The following is a 19,885-nucleotide window of genomic DNA, read 5'->3' on the forward strand; positions in this document are numbered from 1 at the left end:
AGGTGGGCAAATCACACCTTTCCGCCGCGGAATGCGTTTACGGGATACTGATGGTCGCCGCTCTTGACAGACAACCTTCAACCGCATCGAAAAGTCGAAAGATGCACAACAGCGATCTTCTAGCTATCTCTTTGTTGCCGCCCAATTGACCACCGACCGGCCGGGCGGGTACGCGGATCCCGATACTGTGGCGTGGGAATCCGACTCAGAATGTGTCGTTGATGTACTCGGCCGCGTCGGTCGTCCACAGATGGTCGGTGCCGGGCATGTTGTGACCGGAGTACAACACGTGCTGCCCGTCCGGCCATGGAGTGAGGTAGCCGATGAGCCCACGGACGGCCGTGGCATATCGATCGAGATTCGCGATCGGGTCGTGCATCAGCCAGTCGAGTAGCTCGGCGAAGATCAGCGGACCGAGGTTGCCGATCCGGGCACCCTCCAGGAACGAGAACGGCGAGATACCGACGTCGATGAATCGGAGCGGCGAATCGGCGGGTGCGGCGGTGATGATGTCGCCGGGATTGGCGTACTCGCGGACGGCGACCTCGGCGGGCCAGAGCCCACGCTGGCCGTGCAGGCCGAAGGTCGACGGCGGGCACAGATTCCCCACCGACTGACCCGCCTTGCGCAACGGGTTGGAGATGTTCACCGCGAACGCGATCTCCAGCGGCGTCCCGTTGGTGTTCTTGTACGTGCCCGAGCGCACGCCCTCCAGGATCTGGCTCGCGCAGATGCCGCCGAGCGAATAGGTCAGCAGCCCACAGACATTCGGCGAATCCTGGATCGCCTTGACACCGGCCGCGGTTCCGAGCCGCACCGAGGTGTCCAGCGACGAGCCCCAGACATCCGGGTCCGGCCCGACCGAGGCGGGCCAATCCGGCTCGAAGAACGAGAATCGTTCGGTGTCGAGCAGTTTCGTGACGTCGTGCAGCATTCCCGTGGGCGTCCCGTCCGAGTTCCGCGGCTCGCCGGTTCCGCGAAGGGTGATGATGTCGATCATCGTTGATCTCCTAGCGCACCACACCGAGGTTTTCGATGCGGAACTCCACCGTAAGCCCGCCGAACGGCCGATGCGCGAGTAACGAACTACGTGATTCGGTCACCGAACCAACCACCCCGAACGGACCCGCCGCGACCCCGAATGGAGCCGCGGCGGACCTAGCTCGCTACGTCCAGGAGGATAGCGAGGGCTTAAGCGCCCGGGCGTTTGCCGTGATTGGCCTTGTTCTTGCGGCGGGCGCGTTTCTTGTTGGCGCGCTTGGACACTGACGTGCCTACTTTCGTTGTAAGGGACTAGTCGGCGTGCACAGGCTGACGACTCCACGCCGCCAACCGCGCGCGGGCACGCGAATTACGCACCAGCGCAGCCGGTTTCGCCTGCTCGATGCCGTCGTAGTAGCCGCCGTTGACCACCGGCGTCGACGAAGCGCTGAGCAACGCGAGCAGGTCGGCGGCCCCGTCGACGGGCGCGGCCGCGTGACTGCGCAGCTGCGGCATGTCGAGCTCGAAATCGGCGGGGCACACGCTGATCGCGGTCAGCCCGGCCGGACCGGTCTCGGCCAGCGTGCGGGTGAACATCGTCAGCGCCAGTTTGGACTGGGCGTACACCGACATCGGGGTATAGATGCCGCGGTTGCGGTCCAGGTCGGAGTAGTCGATGTTGCCGCCGACGTGCAGTCGCGAGGTCGCGTTGACCACCCGGCCGTGTGCCGCCGCGATCGCGTCCGCCAACGCGAGGGTCAGCCGCTGCGGCGCGAGATAGTTGAACTGCATGGTCAGCTCGTTGCCGTCCTCGGTGTGCGAACGCCGCTGCAGGCCCGGCATCGACGCGGCGTTGATCAGCGCGTCGAGCGCGGGCACCGTCGCGGCCAGCATCCCGGCCAGCTCGTCCACCTCGGCCAGCTTGGTGAAATCGGCGTGCACCATGCGCAGCCGCTGCGCCTGCGCGCCGTCGGCGAGCAATCGTTCCAGTGCGTCGTCGGCGAGCTCCTTGTCCTGCGCGTGCAGGATGACGGTGGCCCCGTCGATGACCAAGCGCTTCGCCGTCGCGTACCCGAGGCGTTCATCGACGCCGGTCACCAAGACAATCCGGCCGTCGGACGAGAATTCGGACATAGCTCTCCTATCGTGGAGCGCGCGCCTCGGCCTCAACGGTCCGAAAGACGCACGCGGAGAATGGATCCGCGATCACACGTCGCGGATGCTGAACGCGCACACCGATGCACCGGTCAGGTGCGCGAAGAGAAAGCCGCGCAAGGCCGTTCGGCCGCGCGGTGAATGGGTCAGACCGAACCGGGACTCGGCGGTTCGTCCTCACTCCCGAAGCCGACCAGCTCCAGGGCGGACGGGAGATCCGATCCGAGACACATGCCAACCCCGGGCAATCCGCGCAGCGCGCGACGAAGGCCGAAAGTTGCGGTCATACCGCGATATAACCGCACCCGGCGATCCCGGGCAAGAGATCCCCACCCACTTTGACAGATCCCTGACGCCCCCACCCGCACACCACTGCGTATTGCTTTGGCCGAACCCCCTTTCTTGAACCCGCACACCCGATATAGCGGGGGTGCGGGTCACAGAAACGGTGTTCGCCTGTTGGTCGGCGCCGCGCGTAGCAGAGTTTGGGAGGGTGGGGGGTTGCTACTCTGCCGGTTCCAGGCTGCCGAGTAGTACGCGGGCGATGCGGTCGAGTTCGCTGCGGTCAGTCGCGGAAAGTACGGCGAGCATGCGGGTTTCGTTGTCGGCGTGGGCGGTGACGACTCGGTCGATGAGAGTGCGGCCGTTCTCGGTCAGTGCGACGCGCACGGCGCGGCGGTCGTCCGGGTCGGCGATCCGCCGGACCAGACCGGCCGACTCCAGCCGATCGAGCCGACCGGTCATGCCCGCGCGCGACAGCATCAGCGTGTCGGCGAGTACGGACGGGTTCAGCTCATACGGTTCGCCCGAACGACGTAGGGCCGCAAGCACATCGAACTCGCCGCGCTGCAGCCCGTGCGCCGTGAAGACCTCCTCGACCACTCGCTGGCCGATGATGAGCAGCCGTGCGAGGCGGCCGAGGATCGACATGGCCTCCAGTTCGAGATCGGGTCGTTCGCGTCGCCACTGCCCGATGATCACATCGACGGGATCGTCGCCCGTCACGCCACCGACGGACGCCGGGGTGGTGGGGGTGCCCGGCGAGTCACCCATGTGCTTGCGAAATCAGTCGCGTTTCGGCCATGGACAGGATTCTATTCGCTGATATATAGTTCGGTAGCGAATTATCAATCAACGAACTACCTGGAGCACCGCATGAGCACCACCACTCCCCGCATGGACGTCGCGATCCGCCGGACGCAGGACGCCGAGACGCTGGGCACCGACACAGTCACCATGCGGCTACTGCTCGATGCGGCAGACACCGACGGCGCGCTGAGCACGCTCGAGGTCACCATGCAGCGGGGCGCGGACGGTGCCGCGCCGCACTACCACACCAGCTCGGACGAGCTGTTCTACGTCGCCGACGGCGAATTGCAGCTGCTGGCCGGCGACAAGATCGTCACCGTCGGCACCGGCGGCACGATCGTGGTGCCGAAGTTCATGCCGCACGCGTTCGGCGCCACGCCCGACAGCTCCGCGCGAATCATGATCGCGCTGATGCCCGGCGTGCAGCGCTTCGAGTACTTCCGGCTGCTGGACCGCATCGCCAAGGGGGAATCACAACTGTCCGAACTGGCCGCCGCGCAGGAAGAGTTCGACAACCACTTCGTCGACGCACCGAACTGGTGGGCCGAGCGCAACGCCAACCGCCGCTGAGGCAGGTGCACAATTCATCTGTGACCAACCCATCGTTGCAGGTCGGAAGAACTCCGACCGCGAAGGAGGTTCGCAGGATATGACCTTTTCCGTACCGATCGTCGTCCGCGGCTACGAGCTCGACACGCAGGGCCACCTGAACCAAGCGGTCTATCTGCAATACGCCGAACACGCCCGATGGGAATTGCTCCGCGCGGCAGGCGCGCCGCAGGACAAGCTCATCGCCGGCGGCATCGGACCGGTGGTGCTGGAGAACAACATCAAGTACCTCCGGGAGCTGCGCGGCGGCGACGAGGTCACCGTTTCGGTCGACTTCGAATGGTCGACCGGCAAGACCTTCGGATTCCGGCACGAGATCCGCAAACTCGACGGCACCGTCGCCGCCGAGATAACGGCCACCGGCGGCCTGCTCGATCTGGCCGCCCGCAGGCTCGTCACCGCGCCGGGCGAACGTCTCGCGGCGCTGGCCGAGCGCCCGGACCTGCTGGGTCTGTGAAGCGGTAAGTACGGATGCACAGCCGTCAACCCGTGGCAATGCACCGCCAGAATTTTCCGATCGGAAATAGCTAAACGGTTGCGCAGGAACTATTTCTGGTGTACCGAAAATCTTTCGGCGCTAGCGCATCCTGCGCCGAAATGCGGTTTGCCACCGGCCGTGAAATCTCCCGATCCGAACCGATCCGACCCCGCTGCGCGATATGATCCAGTTCACGCTCGGGGGTCGTGGCAAATCGCGAGCAGATCGGAGAAACAGTGATGACCGACGCACTCCGCCTCCCTGGCACCGCGCCGAAGAGTGACCGCGTTCCCCCGCTCCAGGGTTTGCTGGTAGCGGAGTCGGAACGCGATATCACCGTGCGGGTCGCCGAGGGAACGTGGACTTTCCGTCGGTCCGACGTGCTGCGCGTGCTCGATTCGCCGCTGCCCGACGGGTTCTCGTGCGTGCCCGACGGCATCGCCACGGTGCCCGATGGATTCACGACCGACACCACCGAGCGCGACGGTCGCCCGGTCCTGGTGGACATCCGCGCGGGCGCGACCGCCGATTTCACTCGCCGCCTGCGCATCGACCTGGTCGACCGGCCGATGACGCTCACCGAGACCCCGTCCGCGGCGCTCGGCGACGAGCAGTTGCAGCAGCTCACCGACAGCTGGGCCGACCGCCTGCAACTGGCCGACCTCACCGGCGCGCACGGCGCCACCTTTACCTACTGCCAGACCAAGTCGCTCGCGACCAGCGACGACGGCATCAACTGCGACAGTCTCGACTGAGCGGTGCACGCATGACGGCACGCCGGGCGAGCTCGGTCCTCATAGTGTCGGAATCCGACGATCTACACGCCACCGCCATGGCCGCGACACTACGAGAACATCACGCGCTCAACGCCATTCACCTCGACCTGCGCGACTTCCCCCGGGAGTCGGGCAGTTTCCGGCTGGACCGGCTGGGCACCGCGCGCTCGCTCTCGCACCTGATCGGACTCGACGACGTGCGCTCGGTCTGGTGGCGCAGGCCGCATCCCGCCCAGGTGCCCGGCGGCGTGCGCGCCGCCGACGACGACTTCCGCCAGGCCGAATGCGACAGCTTCATCCAGGGCATGCTCTGGTCCATTCCGGCCAACTGGATCAACGATCCCGGCGCCGACCGCACCGCGACCCGCAAGATCGTGCAGCTGGAGACCGCGTTGCGCGCCGGGTTCGCGATACCGGAGACGCTGATCACCAACGATCCGGACGAGGCCCGCAGCTTCGCCGAATCCCGGCCCGGCCCAGTCGTTTACAAGCGCACCGGGACCAGTCGCGCCGAGTTCGCGGAGACCAGGATCATCACCGAGGCCGACTACGGCAGGCTGGCCGGTATCCGCTCGGCGCCGACCACCTTCCAGGATTACGTCGACGCCGAATGCGATCTGCGGGTGGTCTGGGTGGACGGCGTCGAATGGACGGTGCGCATCGACTCGCAGGCCGGGGTCGGCCGGGTCGACTCCCGGCTGGACACCTCGGTCGATTTCGCGCCCGAGCATCTGCCCGCCTCGGTGAGCAAGTCGCTCGCCACGCTGATGGGCGCGCTCGGATTGTCCTTCGGGGTCTTGGACATTCGGCTCGGCCTCGACGGCGAGTACTACTTCCTCGAGGTCAATCCCCAGGGACAGTTCGCGTACCTGGAGATCAAGACGGGTCTACCGATTTTCCGGAGCCTGGCCAATCTGCTCGTCGACGGCGACGGGGCGGTCAGCGGCTACTGACGAGAGTCCGTAGCAACACACCGATTTCGGCGCGTACGCGCATCGAACAGCCGGGAACATCAGCGGCCGAAGCTCATCCGAGGCACACGACCGGATCAGGTTGTGCCGACACAACAATCGTCGGCGATGTGTTCGACCAGCGGATCTAGCGCACAGCACCGGCAGTGGCCGGGCCCGATACCGCACCCGACCAGCCGAACTCCCCGGTATCGGCGAAAAACACACCGCCGAAACCGGTTTCGAGTTCTCCGGACGCTACTGGCTCTTGCGACGGTTGGCGCCGCCGCGGCTGCGGAGTTGCACATGCGACTCCACCAGTACGTTGTGGATGAAGCCGTAGGAGCGACCGGTTGCTCGCGCCAGCGAGCGAATGCTCGCCCCTGCCTCGTACTGCTTCTTCAACTGGGTCTGTAGGCGGTCCCGGGACTTCCCCGTGACGCGTGTTCCCTTACCCAGGGTGGCTTTGACTTGCGTGGGCCTGTCGCTCATGGCTTCCTCCGAGTCGCCGAGCAGCTCTTTCCAGGCTAAGCACTCGAGGGGCCGTGATCAACGAATTCTTGTGATGAAAGTCACGCGAGCTGAATAAGTTCCAAATATTCGGCGGACCAATGGTCTTCCGTACCGTCCGGTAGCAAGATCACCCGCTCCGGCGACAGCGCCTCCGCGGCACCCGGATCGTGCGTGACCAGCACGACCGCGCCCGCGTATGTGCGCAGCGCATCGAGCACCTGCTCGCGCGACACCGGATCGAGGTTGTTGGTCGGTTCGTCGAGCAGCAGCACGTTGGCGGCCGAGGAAACCAGGCCGGCCAGCGCCAGGCGGGTCTTCTCACCACCGGACAGCGTGCCCGCGGGCTGGTCCAACTGGGGACCGGTGAACATGAACGCGCCGAGCAGGCTGCGCAGGCTCTGCTCCCCCGCGTCCGGCGCGGCATGCCGGATGTTCTCCCACACGCTGGACTGATCGTCGAGGGTGTCGTGCTCCTGCGCGAAGTACCCGACCTTCAGGCCGTGCCCGGGCACCAGGTTGCCCGCGGTCGGTTGTTCGACCCCGGCGAGCATCCGCAGCAGCGTGGTCTTGCCCGCGCCGTTGAGGCCGAGCACCACAACCCGGCTGCCCCGGTCGATCGCGAGATCGACGCCGGTGAAGATCTCCAGCGAGCCGTAGACCTTGGTCAGGTTCTCCGCCATCAGCGGCGTCTTGCCGCACGGGGCGGGCTCGGGGAACTTGATCCTGGCCACCTTGTCGGCGACGCGCACGTCGTCCAGCTCGGCGATCAGCCGGTCGGCGCGCTTGGCCATGTTCTGTGCCGCAGTGGCTTTGGTGGCCTTGGCGCCGAGCTTGGCGGCCTGCACGCGCAGCGCGCCCGCCTTCTTCTCGGCGTTGGCGCGTTCGCGACGGCGGCGCTGTTCGTCGGTGGCGCGGGCGTCGAGGTACTTCTGCCAGCCCATGTTGTACACGTCGGCCTCGCCGCGCACCGCGTCCAGGAACCACACCTTGTTCACCACGTCGCCGAGCAGTTCCACGTCGTGGCTGATCACGATCAGGCCGCCGTCATGGTTCTGCAGGAAGCCGCGCAGCCAGGTGATCGAGTCGGCGTCGAGGTGGTTGGTCGGCTCGTCGAGCAGCAGGATGGTGTCGGAACGCCCACCGCTGCCGTCGGAGGCGGCGAACAGGATGCGCGCCAACTCGATTCGACGACGCTGACCACCGGACAGGGTGCGCAGCGCCTGGGCGAGCACCCGGTCGGGCAGGCCGAGGCTGTTGCAGATGCGGGCCGCGTCGCTCTCGGCGACATAGCCACCGAGCGCCGAGAACTGATCCTCCAGGCGGCCGTACTTGCGGACCGCCTTGTCGCGTTCGGCCTCGTCGGCCACCTCGGCCATCAGCGCCTGCTGCTTCTCCATGTCGCGGATCAGCGTGTCCAGGCCGCGCGCCGAGAGCACCCGGTCGCGGGCGAGGATGTCGAGATTGCCCTCGCGCGGATCCTGCGGCAGGTAGCCGATATCGCTGGAGCGCAAAATCTTTCCGGCGTACGGCTCGCCCTCGCCCGCCAGGATGCGCAGCGTGGTGGTCTTGCCAGCACCGTTGCGTCCGACCAGTCCGATCCGGTCGCCGGACTGCACCCGCAGGGCCGGTCCGGGGGCCGACAGCAGGGTGCGGACTCCGGCCCGGACCTCCAGGTCGGTCGCGGTGATCACAGATTTCTCCTCGCGGATCAGTGGTGCTGGGCGGTAGCTACTCGATTGTGCGACGCGATATGCACAAGAACCACTGATTTTACCTGGGTCCGGCGACCGCTTTTACCCACGGCGACGCACATGTGACGGCGCTAACTGCAGCGGCGAGTAGCCTGCCGATGCATGAGTAGCGATCTATTGGGCAAGAGTGCGCTGGTCTCCGGGGCCAGCCGGGGCATTGGTAAGGCCGTGGCGGCGGAGCTGTTGAGCCGTGGCGCGAACGTGCTGATCACGGCACGCAAGAAGGACCCGTTGGAAGCGGCCGCCGCCGAGCTGCGCGCCCTCGGTCATCAGGGCGAGGTCGTGGCGTTGGCGGGCAACTCGGGCCAGGCCGAGGATCGCGCGGCGGCCATCGATCGGATGATGGCCGAATTCGGTTCGGTGGACATCCTGATCAACAACACCGGCATCAACCCGGCGTTCGGCTCGCTGATGGACGCGGACCTCGATGCGGTGCGCAAGATCTTCGACGTCAACGTGGTCGCGGCCCTCGGCTACATCCAGCAGGCGTTCAAGGCGTGGATGGGCGAGCACGGTGGTGCGGTGGTCAACGTCGCCAGCGTCGCGGGCATCCGGTCGTCCGGCGTGATCGCCGCGTACGGCGCGTCCAAGGCCGCGCTCATCCGGCTCACCGACGAACTGGCCTGGCAGCTCGGCCCGAAGATCCGGGTGAATGCCGTCGCGCCCGGCGTGATCAAGACCAAGTTCGCCGACGCGCTGTACTCCGACGACGAGGAGCGCGCGGCCGGCATCTATCCGATGAAGCGGCTCGGCACCCCCGAGGACGTCGCCCGGCTGATCGGTTTCTTGGTCTCCGACGAGGCCGCCTGGATCACCGGCGAGACCGTGCGAGTGGACGGCGGGCTGCTGTCCACCGGCGGACTCTGACCGTGTGGACGTCATCGTCTGTGGACTCGGGCCTGCCGGGCGAGCACTGGCGCATCGCTGTCTCGCACGTGGCATCTCGGTCACTGTCGTCGATCCGGCACCCGATCGGCACTGGACCGCGACCTACGCGGCGTGGGCAGACGAGCTGCCCGGGTGGCTGAACCCGTCGGTCATCGCGGCCAGGGTCGACGAGCCGATGGCGTGGGGAACTCGTGCGCATCGGATCGAACGGCCGTACGTGGTGCTCGATTCGGGTCAGTTGCAGAAGTCACTGAATCTGACCGGTGCCGACATCGTCGCGGATCGCGCGGTGGAGCTCGCTCCAGGCAGGGTGTCGCTGGCCGCTGGACGGCCGCTGACGGGTCGACGGGTCATCGACGCACGTGGGATTGCCCGCTCGCCCCGATTGGCGGAACAGACGGCATATGGGCTCGTGCTCGACGCGCGGCGCTGCGCGGGGCTCGAACCGTTGTTCATGGATTGGCGGGCGGACAACGGCGCGCCCGGCGATGCGCCGCGTTCGTTCCTCTACGCGGTGCCGCTCGGCGACGCGACGATGCTGCTCGAGGAAACCTGCCTGGCCGGTCGCCCCGCGCTCGGCGGCACCGAGCTGCGCGACCGGCTGCACCACCGATTGCGTTCGCGCGGAATCGAACTCACCGGTGCGGAACGAGTCGAACGAGTTCGCTTCCCGGTCGAGGGCGGCCGACCCGGACGATACACTTTCGGCGCGGCAGGCGGATTCGCACACCCGGCCACCGGCTACAGCGTGGCCGCATCACTCACCGCAGCCGATACCGTCGCGGCGGGGGCGCAGGCGTGGCCCGCGTCGGCACACGCCGTCCACCGACTCCGCGCCGCGGGCCTGCGCGCGCTCCTCGCCCTACCGCCTGCCGACCTCCCCCTTTTCTTCGACGCCTTCTTCACCATGCCGCCCGCCGCGCAGCGCGCCTACCTGTCCGGTCGAACCGATCTGACCGGCACCGTTACCGCCATGCGCACGCTTTTCGGCGCACTACCGCCGCAGCTGCGTCGGCGCGTCGCCGCCGCGACACTCGGGATGCGCATTCGCTCGCGTATTCGAATACCGTCCGCCATCATGGAAGAGTGAGTGGGCCTTAGCGTCCAGCACTCATCCGTTCCGAGCCGCCGAACCGGTGACCCGAGTACCCGCGTCGAGGGGATGCAGCAGTGAGGTCGATCTGGAAGGGCTCGATCGCATTCGGGCTGGTGAACGTCCCGGTCAAGGTCTATACCGCGACCGAGGACCACGACATCCGCTTCCATCAGGTGCACGCCAAGGATGGGGGCCGGATCAAATACGACCGGGTCTGCACCGTGTGTGGAAAGTCCGTGCAGTACGCCGATATCGACAAGGCGTACGAGTCCCCCGAGGGCGACAAGGTCATTCTCACCGACGAGGACTTCGCCAAACTGCCCGCCGCCGAGAAGCACGAGATCCCCGTGCTGCAGTTCGTCCCGTCCGACCAGATCGACCCGATCCTGTTCGACAAGAGCTACTACCTCGAACCCGACTCCAGCACGCCCAAGGCCTACGTGCTGCTGGCGACGACGCTGGAACGCATCGACCGCACCGCGCTGGTGCACTTCACGCTGCGCCAGAAGACCAGGCTGGCGGCACTGCGGGTGCGCGACGGCATGCTGGTGCTGCAAACGCTGCTCTGGCCGGACGAAGTGCGCGCGGTCGAATTCGAATCCCTCGACGGGGTCGCCGCGCCGCGCCCGCAGGAAATCAAGATGGCCGAGACGCTGGTCGAGTCCATGTCCGACGATTTCGACCAGGACCAGTACACCGACGAATACCAGATCGAACTCAAGCGACTGCTCGACGAGGCCATCGCCAGCGGCACCGGCAAGGTGCCCGAGCAGCCCGAGTCCGCGCCCGTCGAGATGGACGCGGAGGTGGTCGACCTGGTCGCCGCGCTGCAACGCAGCCTGGAGGCCAGCGGTCGCCGCGCGGCGGGCGGCGCCGAGGACAACGGCAAGGCCAAACCCGCGAAGAAGGCGGCGGCCAAGAAGACCGCCGCCAAGAAGACAGCCGAGAAGCCAGCGAAGAAGGCCGCCAAGAAGACCGCGGCCCGCAAGGGCGCGTGACGGCAGCACCGCATCCAGCTGGCAAACTATCGGCATGGATTCTGCCGTTGTGATCGTCCCGATGGGTCTCGGCCATCTGCGCCAGGTCCTCGATCTCGGTCACGAAGTCTTCGACATCACCACCAAGCCGTACACCTCGTGGTCGCTGACCTCGGTCGCCGAGCACCTGGACAGCCCGGACAACGCCTGCTGGGTCGCCCTCGATTCCGACCGGGTGGTCGGTTTCGTGCTCGGGTCGATGGAATTCGAGAACCGGGACGACTGGGCCTACCTGGAGTGGATCGCGGTCGCGCCGGATATGCAGGGGCACGGCATCGCCCGGCGACTGGTCGACGTCTGCTCCGAGGCATTGTTCGCTCGCGGCGCGCGGCGGATCGTCACTGATGTCGAAGATCGCAACGCGGCCTCCACCGCCCTGATGACGCGCAGCGGCTTCCTCCCCGCCGCCACGGTGACGCTGTTCGTCCGGCCGAATCCCAATGAACCAGAACCGGATTCGCACCTCGACGCCGCCGCCATCGCGCCGGGCTCCAAGCGCGCGCTGATCCGCCGCGGCCGCCTGGCCGGCGACAACCACCGCGCCGCTCGCTAGCACAAGCCGTTCGGCGCAGTCTCAACGTTGGACCACCTGCCCGGGCTCGATCCAACGCACGCACTACTTCTGATGTCGCGCACCGGATTTCGCATGCGATTTCCGGTGCGCGATATCGAGAACCGTACGGGTGTGGGCTATTCGACCGCGGCGCGGCCTTGCTCGAAGAACTCGAGAAGAGTGGCGAGCGAGCTCACCTCGTCGCGCGGACGGAACGCACCGAAGGAGGCGTTCCAGAACTCGCCGGTGCGCGGGGTCCACGGGCCGACGTAGGCGTAGGGACCCTGATGGAATGAATCTCCCGGCGAGACACCGTAATTCACTTCGTCGATCGTGATGGACAGATCGAAGTGCTCCGGCCACAGCACCGGCGTCGAATCCGGCGCCAGCGAACGCAAAGCCTTGTCCCCCAGCGCAAACCAGTCGCCGACCAATCGCGCCGCCGCAGGATCGATATCCATCACACTGTCGGGATCAACCCCCGTAGTGTCCTGGTACACCCCCTTCGGCGCCTCCGGCTCGAACCCGGCCAGCCGCCCGAGCTCCCGATAGGTCCCCTGCAGCGGCGCACGCCCATCCGCCCACACCAGTTCCGCCCCGACCACCGAAACCGGCCACTGCACGCCCTCGAACCCCTGGTCCACTGCCCGCAACCGGATCGTCCCGTGCTGCCGATACTGCGGCCCGGCGATCAACAACTCCGCCACCGCATGCAAACCACGCCGCGACCGCTCGTACATCTGTTCGTCCACATCCGAAATCATGGCCGCAACCGTCGCCGCCCGCAGCACTTTCCGCTCAGAGCGGAGTCCGCAGGTCAGCGCCTCGCCCACCTCAATGGCCCCGGCCTACAGCAGTCCGGCGAATGGTGCGCCTGCGCCCTCTCCCCTGCCGTCCGCCAACCCGCCGTCTCCGCTTCTTCACCACCCCCGCCGCACCCAAGCGATGATCCGCGGCTCCGGCGTCGACGTAACCCGCTCCCGCCCGAAAGTCCATACGACGCTGCGGAGTTGAGCGTCCACACCGGAACCGTACCGGTGTGGACGCTACCCGCGGGAATCGCCTACGGCTGAGCCGCGTCCCCTGGAACAGCCACACCCAGGTGCGACGCGATTGCGGCAACCGCTACACCCAGGCCGCCCAGATCGTGGACTTCGTCGACGAGTTCCTCCATCTCGAGTCGCATACTCGTCATGCGCAGTTGCAGCGTCATGATCCGGTCACGAACATCCATGAAGGCGTCGTGCGCCGAGAACGGCCTCTCGCCGTGCTCCCCTACCACCCTTTCGAGCACACACATCCTGGCCTGGAGATCTTCCAGCGTTACCGGCATACAGCCCCCTATCTCATTGACCCCCCATCCGCCCTCGCGGTGTCGGCACGGACAGCCCTTCCGGCATCGAAGCGCGACGTCACCGGAGGACGGATGGGATGCTGGTCTACCTGCTAGTTCTCGCGCTCGGGCAAATTGATTTCGAGGTGTGACACGATCGCACTAACACCCCGGGTCAATGCCGACATATCTTCCTTCAGACCCGAAACGTCTTCCTTCAGACCCGACATGTCTTGCTTCAGACCCGAAACGTTGTGCTTGATCGCCGCGAACTCGTCTCGGACCTCGTGCCTGAATGCGCCCATCTCCAGCCTGAATGTCACGAAGTCATCGCGTAACTCCCAGACTTCCTGCTGGATCCCCTGCACCCACCGATGGGTCTTCTTGACCCTCCTCTTCGTCTTGTAGATGGCGTCCTCGTACGCGCGCCGGTCCTCGTCCAGCAGTTCGTACTTGGTCTCCAAATCGCTCACACGCACCTCGAGCGGTCGCAGCGTCACTGACATGTAGAGCCCCCTGTCGCCTTGGAATGAGGGCCCCAGTTTAGGGCAACACACCGGCAGAAAAGCAAGCCGAATTGGCGACGAATTTCGCTGGCACAGACCAGTTTTCGGAATCGACCACTGGTACGTTCCAATAGGAACTTGCGTTTACAGGAATGTGACCCGAATGAGCGATTTGGAACGCACACGCGTTCCATGATGGAGCGGTCATCGGCTATTGGAAGGACGGCTCGCTGTGGAGTTTCAGGTTCCTGTTATCGATATTTCCGCTTACGTCGGCGGTGCGAGCGCTGCGGACCGGGCGGTGGTCGCGCGGCAGATCGACGAGGCGGCGCAGAGCGTTGGGTTCATGCAGATTCGCGGGCATGGGATCGCGCAATCGGTGCTCGACGAGTTCGCGTCCGCGCTCGATGATTTCTTCGCCCTCGATCAGGCGACGAAGGAGGCCTATCGGACGGCGGTCGAGTTCAATCGGGGCTATTCGCCGCCGAAGAGCGAGAGCCTGAGTTTGAGCCTCGGAGTAGCGTCGGCGACGCGGATGAACGATTTCTTCGAGGCGTTCAATATCGGCACCACCACTGCCGACTATCCGGGGCTGGATTTGCCCGCGGCGGCGGGCTACGCCGAAAACGTCTGGCCCGCACAGATTCCCACGTTCCGGCAGCGAGTACTGACGTATTACACCGAGGCCGCGCGCGTCGCGGGCACCCTTACCGCGATCTTCGCCGACGCCCTCGACCTGCCCACCGGATACTTCGACCGCTTCACCGACCACTCGCTGAATGTGTTGCGCATGAACAACTACGCACTGCCACCGGGCAATATCGACCTCGACGGCGAACTCAAGGGCATGGGCGAGCACACCGACTACGGCATCGTCACCGTCCTGTGGGCCGACCAAGTGCCCGGCCTGCAGGTGCTCGGCGCGGACGGCCGCTGGCACGACGTGCAACCCGCCGACGACGCACTGCTCATCAACCTCGGCGACCTGATGGCCCGCTGGACGAACGAACGCTGGCTCTCCACTCTGCACCGGGTGATGCCGCCGATCGTCGACGGCGCCGTCGAAAGACGCCGCAGCGCAGCGTTTTTCCATGATGGCAATTTCGACGCACTGATCGAGACCTTGCCCTCCTGCATAGGCGTCGGCAGCAAGTACGCACCGATCACGGTCTCCGAACACGTGCAAGCGAAACTCGCTGGTTCCCGTGGCCTGCAACCGAATACGAACGCGCCGAGGGAAGCCGCACGGGCTCTCTCGGCGCGCTCGTAGCCGAAATTACTTGCGGAACTTGACTTCCAGCTCGGTCGCCGTGGCCTGCAGGTCGGCCGGTTCGTTGGTCTTGAAGATGCCCTCGTACCCGGTCTCGGCGCGCACCGCGGCCTCGACCTCCGGATCGTGGTACAGCCGAGCGAGTTTCAGCAGCGTCGGGTTGTCCTTGTCCGCAGCCCGCGCGGCGAAGATATTGATGTACTGCTTGAGCTCCGGCAGTTCCGGGTCGTCGGTGTAGATCGTGTCGTTCTTCGTCAAACCTGCTGGGCGAGCGAAGGTGTCGTCGACGAACGCGGCATCGACACTGCTGAGCGACTGCGCGGTCAACGTCGGATCGATGGGAGTCAGCTTCACCTTCGACGCTGCGGTGTCCACGTCCTCGATCTTGGAATCCCAACTGGCACCGCCCTTCAGCACGATCAGCCCGGCTGCAGCCAGGCTGAGCAGCGGACGCACCTGGTTCGCCGAGTTGTTGCTCAACGTGATCTGACCGCCGCGCGGAATGTCGGCCACCGACTTGTGCTTACGCGAATACAGCGCCAGCGGGAAGATCTCGGTTGCGCCGATCGGCACCAGGGTGTCGTTGTTGCGGGCGTTGTAGTTGGCCAGGTATCGCACGTGCTGGAACTTGTTGAGATCGATCTGGCGTTGCGCGAGCGCGGGATTGGGCTGGTTGTAGTCGGTGAAGTTGACGAACTCGATCGCGATGCCCTGATCTGCGGCCTTCTTCTTGTACACGTCCCAGTGCGGCAACGAGAGGTCGTTCACACCGATGCGGATCACGTCGCCGCGGTGCTCTGCGCCACACGAAACAGCGGCAATGGCCAGGACGGACAGGATCGGGATCAGCAGTAGTCGGTGCATCAAGCGCATTGCGAGCAAACTAGACGGTCGTCCAAGTTTTCGGAAGGGTTTTGCTCACCACAATCTCAACCGTTGCCTACCCGGTTGCCAGGTCGCTTGGATTACCGGGTTCATATAGCGACAAGCATTTCGGGAGCACGAGTGAAATTCCATCGGGTACTGGCGATCCCGGTCCTGGTAGCAACCGCGGCCCTCACCCTTACGGCGTGCGGTTCTGACGACAAGGCTTCCTCCGACACGGTAGTGCGCATCGGCACCACCGACAAGGACAAAGCCTGGGACGTCTTCGAGCAGCGGGCCAAGGACAAGGGCATCACGCTGAAGATCACCAACTTCTCCGATTACAAGCAGCCGAACCTCGCGCTGGCGCAGAAGCAGATCGACGTGAATCTGTTCCAGCACCTGCAGTTCCTCGGCGCGTACAACGTCGCGAACAACGACACCCTGACGCCGATCGGGTCCACCTACATCGTGCCGCTGGGCCTGTATTCCAAGAAGCACAAGACCCTCGCCGACATCCCGCAGGGCGGGGAGATCGCCATCCCGAACGACCCGACCAACCAGGCGCGGGCCCTGTTCGTGTTGCAGGCGGCCGGCCTGCTGAAGCTGTCCTCGAACACCAACTCGCCCTCCCCCGCCGACATCGACCGTGGCGCGTCCAAGGTCAAGGTGACCACCGTCGACGCCGCGCAGACCGCGCTCTCACTGGCCTCGGTGGACGGCTCGGTGATCAACAACACCTTCCTCGAGCGGTCCGGCGTCGACCCCAGTTCGGCGCTGTACAAGGACGATCCGAAGAACCCGGCGGCCGAGCCGTACATCAACGCGCTGGTGACCAGGGCCGAGGACAAGAACAACCCGAAGCTGCTGCAGCTGGTCGAACTCTGGCACGACCCCGAGGTGCAGAAGGCGCACAGCGAGGTGACCAAGGGCACCGCCGTCGAGGTCAAGCGCACTGGTCCTGAGCTGGAACAGATTCTGCAGCGGGTGCAGCAGTCCATCCGCGACGGCAAGTGACCGATAACCCGCCCGCAGTCGAGTTCCGTTCGGTCACCAAGGTTTTCGGCAAGGGCGCGGACGCCCAGGTCGCGCTGGACGATATCGATCTGCGCATCGAGCAGGGTGAGATCTTCGGCGTGATCGGCTATTCCGGCGCGGGCAAGAGCACGCTGGTCCGGTTGATCAACGCGCTGGAGAAGCCGACCAGCGGCACCGTCGAGGTCGCGGGCACCCCGATCACCGGGGTGCGCGAGGCGCAGGTGCGGCGGCTGCGCCGCGATATCGGGATGGTGTTCCAGCAGTTCAACCTGTTCCGATCACGCACGGCCGCAGGCAATATCGAGTATCCATTGAAGGTCGCGGGCTGGCAGCGAGCCGAGCGCAAGGCTCGGGTCGCGGAGTTGCTGGAGTTCGTCGGGTTGTCCGACAAGGCGCGCAGCTATCCCGATCAGCTGTCCGGCGGGCAGAAGCAGCGGGTCGGCATCGCCCGCGCGCTGGCGACCTCACCCTCGCTGCTGCTCGCGGACGAATCGACCTCGGCGCTCGACCCGGAAACCACCGGTGAGGTGCTGCGACTGCTGAAGAAGATCAATCGCGAACTCGGCGTCACCATCGTGGTGATCACCCATGAGATGGATGTGATCCGCGCGGTGGCCGACCGGGTCGCGGTGCTCGCCGAGGGCCGCATCGTAGAACTCGCCAGTACCTTCGAGGTTTTCGCGGCCCCGAAGGCGGCGCCGACGCAGTCGTTCGTGGGCACGGTGCTGCACAATCGGCCGTCCGAGGACGAATTGCGCAGGCTCGGTGAGCTACACGGCGGCCGGCTGATCACGGTGGACGTGGACGACCGGCGCGGCATCGGCGCGGCACTGGCCACCGCGGTGCACGCGGACGTCCGCTTCGAGGTGGTCTACGGCGGCGTGAGCACGTTGCAGGACAAGACATTCGGCAGCGTCACCTTGGCGCTGCACGGCTCCGACGAAGCCATCGACCAAGTCATCGACGAACTCCACCGCCGGACGGCCTGAAAGGAGTACCTATGCACGCGAATTGGGACACTCTCCGGCCGCTGCTGTACGAGGCGATCGGCCAGACCATCTATCTGGTGCTGATCACCTTCGTGGTCTCCGGCCTGATCGGCCTGTTTCTCGGCACCGTGCTCTATGTCACCCGCAAGGGCGGGCTGCTGGCGAACGCGCCGATCAACCTGCTGCTCAACGTGATCGTCAACGTTGTCCGGCCCATCCCGTTCATCATTCTGCTGGCGGCGCTGGGCCCGGTGACGCTGAAGGTGGTCGGCACCACCATCGGCGGGGATGCCGCGGCGTTCGTCATGATCGTGGCGGCGTCGGTGTTCATCGCCCGGATCGTGGAGCAGAACCTGGTGACGGTCGACCCCGGCGTGATCGAGGCGGCCAGGGCGGTCGGCGCCGGGCCACTGCGCATCATCGTGACGCTGTTGATCCCCGAGGCGCTGGGCCCGCTGGTACTCGGCTACACCTTCGCGGTGATCGGCATCGTCGATATTTCCGCCATGGCGGGCACCGTCGGCGGCGGCGGGCTCGGCGATTTCGCGCTCGTGCAGGGCTATCAGCGATTCAACTGGCAGGTCACCCTGGTGGCCACGCTGATCATCATCGCAGGCGTGCAGGTCATCCAGTTCTTCGGCAACTGGATAGCTCGAAAAGTCTTGCGCCGCTAAGTAGATCGAAACAAAACGAGGGGTGTCCGCGCTGAGCACGGATACCCCTCGTTCAGTTATGGCGTGACTACTCCGGCGTGCACTGGGAGTGCAGGATCTCGGCACGCTTGGGTGCCGCGCTACCGAAGTTCGGGAACGGCGGTGCCAGCGGGCCGAGGGCGGCCATGGCGTTGCGCTCCGCCTCGCCCCGGTCCCGGCCGGTGCCGACGGCCCACTTGCCGTCCGAACTCGCCGAGATCGCACCGCAGCCGTCCACAAAGCGGACGACGATGAAGCAATCCCGACTGTCACATTCGGCCAGCGCCCTGGCGTCCGACGATTCCCAGCTCGGGTAGTTGAATCCCGACGCGGTGTCCCCGTTCTTGGGGTTCAGCGCGAGCGAACCGTAGTACCTGCCCGCCGAGTCCGGCTCGGCCTGGGCTACGCCCGCACCGGCTGCGACCAATGCGGCCGCGGATGACACGACCAGGCCGAGGGCAGCCTTGCGCGACAACGACATTGTGATCCTCCCCGAGAAAGAAATAACTTCGAGTCAGATCATGAGCCACGGCACCCGAATTGTCCAAATCATTTCCGACGTGAAATAGACTGGGCCACAGAACCTTTCGGAATGAAACCCTCGAATTGCAGCGCGCACGACAGTTACCGACTACGGCCGTGGTGACCGAGCTCAGTTCGCATTCTTCGTACACGAGGACAGCACAATGCTCGCCGCCCGTGGCGACGCGCTACCGAGATCGGGGAACGGCGGCGCACTCTCGCCGAGCTTGGCGATCGCCAGCCGCTCCGCGTCCGCCCGCGCCGACGCCGAGTCCGCCGCGAACTGTCCGTCGGCACCCCGCGCGATCGCCGCACATCCGTTGGCGAACCGCACCATGATCCGACAGTCGTAAACGCCGCAATCCCTGATCGCCGCCGCATCGGCCGCCACCCAGGTCGGCTGATCGGTCGCCTCGACGACCTTCCCGGTCCCCGGCGAAAGCGCCAGCGTCCCATAGTAATTGCCCGCCGCACCCGCCGAGCCCGCGCCAACGGCGGCCAGCGCCGCAGCGGATGTCAGGGCCGCACCGAACGCGGCCCTACTCAGAACTGACACCAGATTCTCCCCGGTTCCAAAGAAGTAAACGCGGAGCTGATCATCACCCAACACACCCAGCCTGTCCAGTTTCCGGCCTACCGAGGAAAGCACCGACACCAACTCCACCAGCGCCGAATCCCTCCTCCCAGCAACACTTTCCAACACCCCACCTCCCCCGCGCACTTCGCAAGCAACTCCCCGTCGAGTCGAGTCAAATGGTCGCTAGATGCTCTTCGGCAGCGACCATTTGACTCGAC

23 protein-coding genes and 1 pseudogene are annotated in these 19,885 nt (G+C 65.7%); 13 read left to right on the plus strand and 11 right to left on the minus strand.

Annotation, left to right across the window (positions count from 1 at the left end; all coding sequences use genetic code 11):
- Positions 1–205 precede the first annotated feature (205 nt).
- The 3 genes from ABZ942_RS43220 to ABZ942_RS43230 all read right to left on the minus strand — a co-directional run bounded on the left by ABZ942_RS43220 (position 206) and on the right by ABZ942_RS43230 (position 3,189).
- Positions 206–1,000 (minus strand): hypothetical protein, encoded by a 795-nt coding sequence (locus ABZ942_RS43220; RefSeq protein WP_357392092.1) that lies wholly within the window; start codon positions 998–1,000, stop codon positions 206–208.
- A 293-nt stretch (positions 1,001–1,293) separates the two neighbouring features.
- Complete coding sequence (locus ABZ942_RS43225; protein ID WP_357392093.1) at positions 1,294–2,115, minus strand: SDR family NAD(P)-dependent oxidoreductase; 822 nt, start codon at positions 2,113–2,115, stop codon at positions 1,294–1,296.
- 525 nt (positions 2,116–2,640) lie between these two features.
- Positions 2,641–3,189, minus strand: coding sequence for a MarR family transcriptional regulator (locus tag ABZ942_RS43230; protein ID WP_357392094.1), 549 nt, complete (start codon positions 3,187–3,189; stop codon positions 2,641–2,643).
- 102 nt (positions 3,190–3,291) lie between these two features.
- Here ABZ942_RS43230 and ABZ942_RS43235 point away from each other — a divergent pair, with 102 nt between their 5' ends.
- From ABZ942_RS43235 to ABZ942_RS43250, 4 genes are all read left to right on the plus strand, one after another.
- A complete protein-coding gene (locus tag ABZ942_RS43235; RefSeq protein ID WP_357392095.1) occupies positions 3,292–3,795 on the plus strand; it encodes a cupin domain-containing protein in 504 nt (167 codons plus the stop codon).
- A 79-nt stretch (positions 3,796–3,874) separates the two neighbouring features.
- On the plus strand, positions 3,875–4,291 hold the full coding sequence (locus ABZ942_RS43240) for an acyl-CoA thioesterase (RefSeq protein WP_357392096.1): 417 nt from the start codon (positions 3,875–3,877) through the stop codon (positions 4,289–4,291).
- A gap of 260 nt (positions 4,292–4,551) precedes the next feature.
- A complete protein-coding gene (locus ABZ942_RS43245; RefSeq protein WP_357392097.1) occupies positions 4,552–5,067 on the plus strand; it encodes a hypothetical protein in 516 nt (171 codons plus the stop codon).
- 11 nt (positions 5,068–5,078) lie between these two features.
- Complete coding sequence (locus ABZ942_RS43250; protein WP_357392098.1) at positions 5,079–6,041, plus strand: hypothetical protein; 963 nt, start codon at positions 5,079–5,081, stop codon at positions 6,039–6,041.
- A 255-nt stretch (positions 6,042–6,296) separates the two neighbouring features.
- Here ABZ942_RS43250 and ABZ942_RS43255 read toward each other — a convergent pair whose 3' ends face one another.
- Positions 6,297–6,530, minus strand: coding sequence for a helix-turn-helix domain-containing protein (locus tag ABZ942_RS43255; protein WP_040736162.1), 234 nt, complete (start codon positions 6,528–6,530; stop codon positions 6,297–6,299).
- Positions 6,531–6,610: 80 nt separating this feature from the next.
- Positions 6,611–8,242: an ABC-F family ATP-binding cassette domain-containing protein gene (locus ABZ942_RS43260; protein ID WP_357392099.1), complete on the minus strand. Its 1,632-nt coding sequence runs from the start codon at positions 8,240–8,242 to the stop codon at positions 6,611–6,613.
- Between the two features lie 162 nt (positions 8,243–8,404).
- On the opposite strand from ABZ942_RS43260, the gene ABZ942_RS43265 reads away from it, so the two are divergent.
- The 4 genes from ABZ942_RS43265 to ABZ942_RS43280 all read left to right on the plus strand — a co-directional run bounded on the left by ABZ942_RS43265 (position 8,405) and on the right by ABZ942_RS43280 (position 11,876).
- Positions 8,405–9,169, plus strand: a complete 765-nt coding sequence (locus tag ABZ942_RS43265) for an SDR family oxidoreductase (RefSeq protein ID WP_357392100.1) — start codon at positions 8,405–8,407, stop codon at positions 9,167–9,169.
- A gap of 13 nt (positions 9,170–9,182) precedes the next feature.
- On the plus strand, positions 9,183–10,280 hold the full coding sequence (locus tag ABZ942_RS43270; RefSeq protein WP_357392170.1) for a lycopene cyclase family protein: 1,098 nt from the start codon (positions 9,183–9,185) through the stop codon (positions 10,278–10,280).
- Positions 10,281–10,360: 80 nt separating this feature from the next.
- Positions 10,361–11,284 (plus strand): Ku protein, encoded by a 924-nt coding sequence (locus ABZ942_RS43275; RefSeq protein WP_357392101.1) that lies wholly within the window; start codon positions 10,361–10,363, stop codon positions 11,282–11,284.
- A gap of 34 nt (positions 11,285–11,318) precedes the next feature.
- A complete protein-coding gene (locus ABZ942_RS43280; RefSeq protein ID WP_357392102.1) occupies positions 11,319–11,876 on the plus strand; it encodes a GNAT family N-acetyltransferase in 558 nt (185 codons plus the stop codon).
- Positions 11,877–12,013: 137 nt separating this feature from the next.
- On the opposite strand, the gene ABZ942_RS43285 is transcribed toward ABZ942_RS43280, so the two are convergent.
- Positions 12,014–12,640, minus strand: a complete 627-nt coding sequence (locus ABZ942_RS43285) for a hypothetical protein (RefSeq protein WP_357392103.1) — start codon at positions 12,638–12,640, stop codon at positions 12,014–12,016.
- A gap of 57 nt (positions 12,641–12,697) precedes the next feature.
- Here ABZ942_RS43285 and ABZ942_RS43290 point away from each other — a divergent pair.
- Positions 12,698–12,890 (plus strand): annotated as a pseudogene (locus tag ABZ942_RS43290) (LysR family transcriptional regulator); the annotation flags it as partial.
- A 49-nt stretch (positions 12,891–12,939) separates the two neighbouring features.
- On the opposite strand, the gene ABZ942_RS43295 reads toward ABZ942_RS43290, so the two are convergent.
- The gene (locus tag ABZ942_RS43295) at positions 12,940–13,209 is read right to left on the minus strand and encodes a hypothetical protein (protein WP_357392104.1); all 270 of its coding nucleotides are present in this window, start codon (positions 13,207–13,209) and stop codon (positions 12,940–12,942) included.
- A 113-nt stretch (positions 13,210–13,322) separates the two neighbouring features.
- Entirely contained in the window at positions 13,323–13,715 is a 393-nt protein-coding gene (locus ABZ942_RS43300) for a hypothetical protein (RefSeq protein WP_357392105.1), read from the minus strand.
- Positions 13,716–13,947: 232 nt separating this feature from the next.
- Between ABZ942_RS43300 and ABZ942_RS43305 the strand changes: the two genes are divergently transcribed.
- A complete protein-coding gene (locus ABZ942_RS43305) occupies positions 13,948–14,985 on the plus strand; it encodes a 2-oxoglutarate and iron-dependent oxygenase domain-containing protein (protein WP_357392106.1) in 1,038 nt (345 codons plus the stop codon).
- Positions 14,986–14,991: 6 nt separating this feature from the next.
- On the opposite strand, the gene ABZ942_RS43310 is transcribed toward ABZ942_RS43305, so the two are convergent.
- Positions 14,992–15,858, minus strand: a complete 867-nt coding sequence (locus tag ABZ942_RS43310; protein WP_357392107.1) for a MetQ/NlpA family ABC transporter substrate-binding protein — start codon at positions 15,856–15,858, stop codon at positions 14,992–14,994.
- A 132-nt stretch (positions 15,859–15,990) separates the two neighbouring features.
- Between ABZ942_RS43310 and ABZ942_RS43315 the strand changes: the two genes are divergently transcribed.
- From ABZ942_RS43315 to ABZ942_RS43325, 3 genes are read left to right on the plus strand one after another with little or no spacing between them, the layout of a single operon-like run.
- Positions 15,991–16,866 (plus strand): MetQ/NlpA family ABC transporter substrate-binding protein, encoded by an 876-nt coding sequence (locus ABZ942_RS43315; protein WP_357392108.1) that lies wholly within the window; start codon positions 15,991–15,993, stop codon positions 16,864–16,866.
- Positions 16,863–17,876, plus strand: a complete 1,014-nt coding sequence (locus ABZ942_RS43320; RefSeq protein ID WP_357392109.1) for a methionine ABC transporter ATP-binding protein — start codon at positions 16,863–16,865, stop codon at positions 17,874–17,876. The genes ABZ942_RS43315 and ABZ942_RS43320 overlap by 4 nt, the downstream gene beginning before the upstream one ends.
- 11 nt (positions 17,877–17,887) lie before the next feature.
- Complete coding sequence (locus tag ABZ942_RS43325; protein ID WP_357392110.1) at positions 17,888–18,550, plus strand: methionine ABC transporter permease; 663 nt, start codon at positions 17,888–17,890, stop codon at positions 18,548–18,550.
- Between the two features lie 67 nt (positions 18,551–18,617).
- On the opposite strand, the gene ABZ942_RS43330 is transcribed toward ABZ942_RS43325, so the two are convergent.
- On the minus strand, positions 18,618–19,049 hold the full coding sequence (locus ABZ942_RS43330; protein ID WP_357392111.1) for a DUF4189 domain-containing protein: 432 nt from the start codon (positions 19,047–19,049) through the stop codon (positions 18,618–18,620).
- 171 nt (positions 19,050–19,220) lie between these two features.
- A complete protein-coding gene (locus tag ABZ942_RS43335) occupies positions 19,221–19,646 on the minus strand; it encodes a DUF4189 domain-containing protein (RefSeq protein ID WP_357392112.1) in 426 nt (141 codons plus the stop codon).
- Positions 19,647–19,885 lie beyond the last annotated feature (239 nt).

Source organism: Nocardia sp. NPDC046473 (assembly GCF_040645995.1).
Classification (GTDB): domain Bacteria; phylum Actinomycetota; class Actinomycetes; order Mycobacteriales; family Mycobacteriaceae; genus Nocardia.

Bases quoted from the DNA above. Each gene is read 5' to 3' on its own strand.
- ABZ942_RS43220 (WP_357392092.1), bottom strand. From the start codon at position 1,000: ATGATCGACATCATCACCCTTCGCGGAACCGGCGAGCCGCGGAACTCG.
- ABZ942_RS43225 (WP_357392093.1), bottom strand. From the start codon at position 2,115: ATGTCCGAATTCTCGTCCGACGGCCGGATTGTCTTGGTGACCGGCGTC.
- ABZ942_RS43230 (WP_357392094.1), bottom strand. From the start codon at position 3,189: ATGGGTGACTCGCCGGGCACCCCCACCACCCCGGCGTCCGTCGGTGGC.
- ABZ942_RS43235 (WP_357392095.1), top strand. From the start codon at position 3,292: ATGAGCACCACCACTCCCCGCATGGACGTCGCGATCCGCCGGACGCAG.
- ABZ942_RS43240 (WP_357392096.1), top strand. From the start codon at position 3,875: ATGACCTTTTCCGTACCGATCGTCGTCCGCGGCTACGAGCTCGACACG.
- ABZ942_RS43245 (WP_357392097.1), top strand. From the start codon at position 4,552: ATGACCGACGCACTCCGCCTCCCTGGCACCGCGCCGAAGAGTGACCGC.
- ABZ942_RS43250 (WP_357392098.1), top strand. From the start codon at position 5,079: ATGACGGCACGCCGGGCGAGCTCGGTCCTCATAGTGTCGGAATCCGAC.
- ABZ942_RS43255 (WP_040736162.1), bottom strand. From the start codon at position 6,530: ATGAGCGACAGGCCCACGCAAGTCAAAGCCACCCTGGGTAAGGGAACA.
- ABZ942_RS43265 (WP_357392100.1), top strand. From the start codon at position 8,405: ATGAGTAGCGATCTATTGGGCAAGAGTGCGCTGGTCTCCGGGGCCAGC.
- ABZ942_RS43280 (WP_357392102.1), top strand. From the start codon at position 11,319: ATGGATTCTGCCGTTGTGATCGTCCCGATGGGTCTCGGCCATCTGCGC.
- ABZ942_RS43285 (WP_357392103.1), bottom strand. From the start codon at position 12,640: ATGATTTCGGATGTGGACGAACAGATGTACGAGCGGTCGCGGCGTGGT.
- ABZ942_RS43295 (WP_357392104.1), bottom strand. From the start codon at position 13,209: ATGCCGGTAACGCTGGAAGATCTCCAGGCCAGGATGTGTGTGCTCGAA.
- ABZ942_RS43300 (WP_357392105.1), bottom strand. From the start codon at position 13,715: ATGTCAGTGACGCTGCGACCGCTCGAGGTGCGTGTGAGCGATTTGGAG.
- ABZ942_RS43310 (WP_357392107.1), bottom strand. From the start codon at position 15,858: ATGCGCTTGATGCACCGACTACTGCTGATCCCGATCCTGTCCGTCCTG.
- ABZ942_RS43325 (WP_357392110.1), top strand. From the start codon at position 17,888: ATGCACGCGAATTGGGACACTCTCCGGCCGCTGCTGTACGAGGCGATC.
- ABZ942_RS43330 (WP_357392111.1), bottom strand. From the start codon at position 19,049: ATGTCGTTGTCGCGCAAGGCTGCCCTCGGCCTGGTCGTGTCATCCGCG.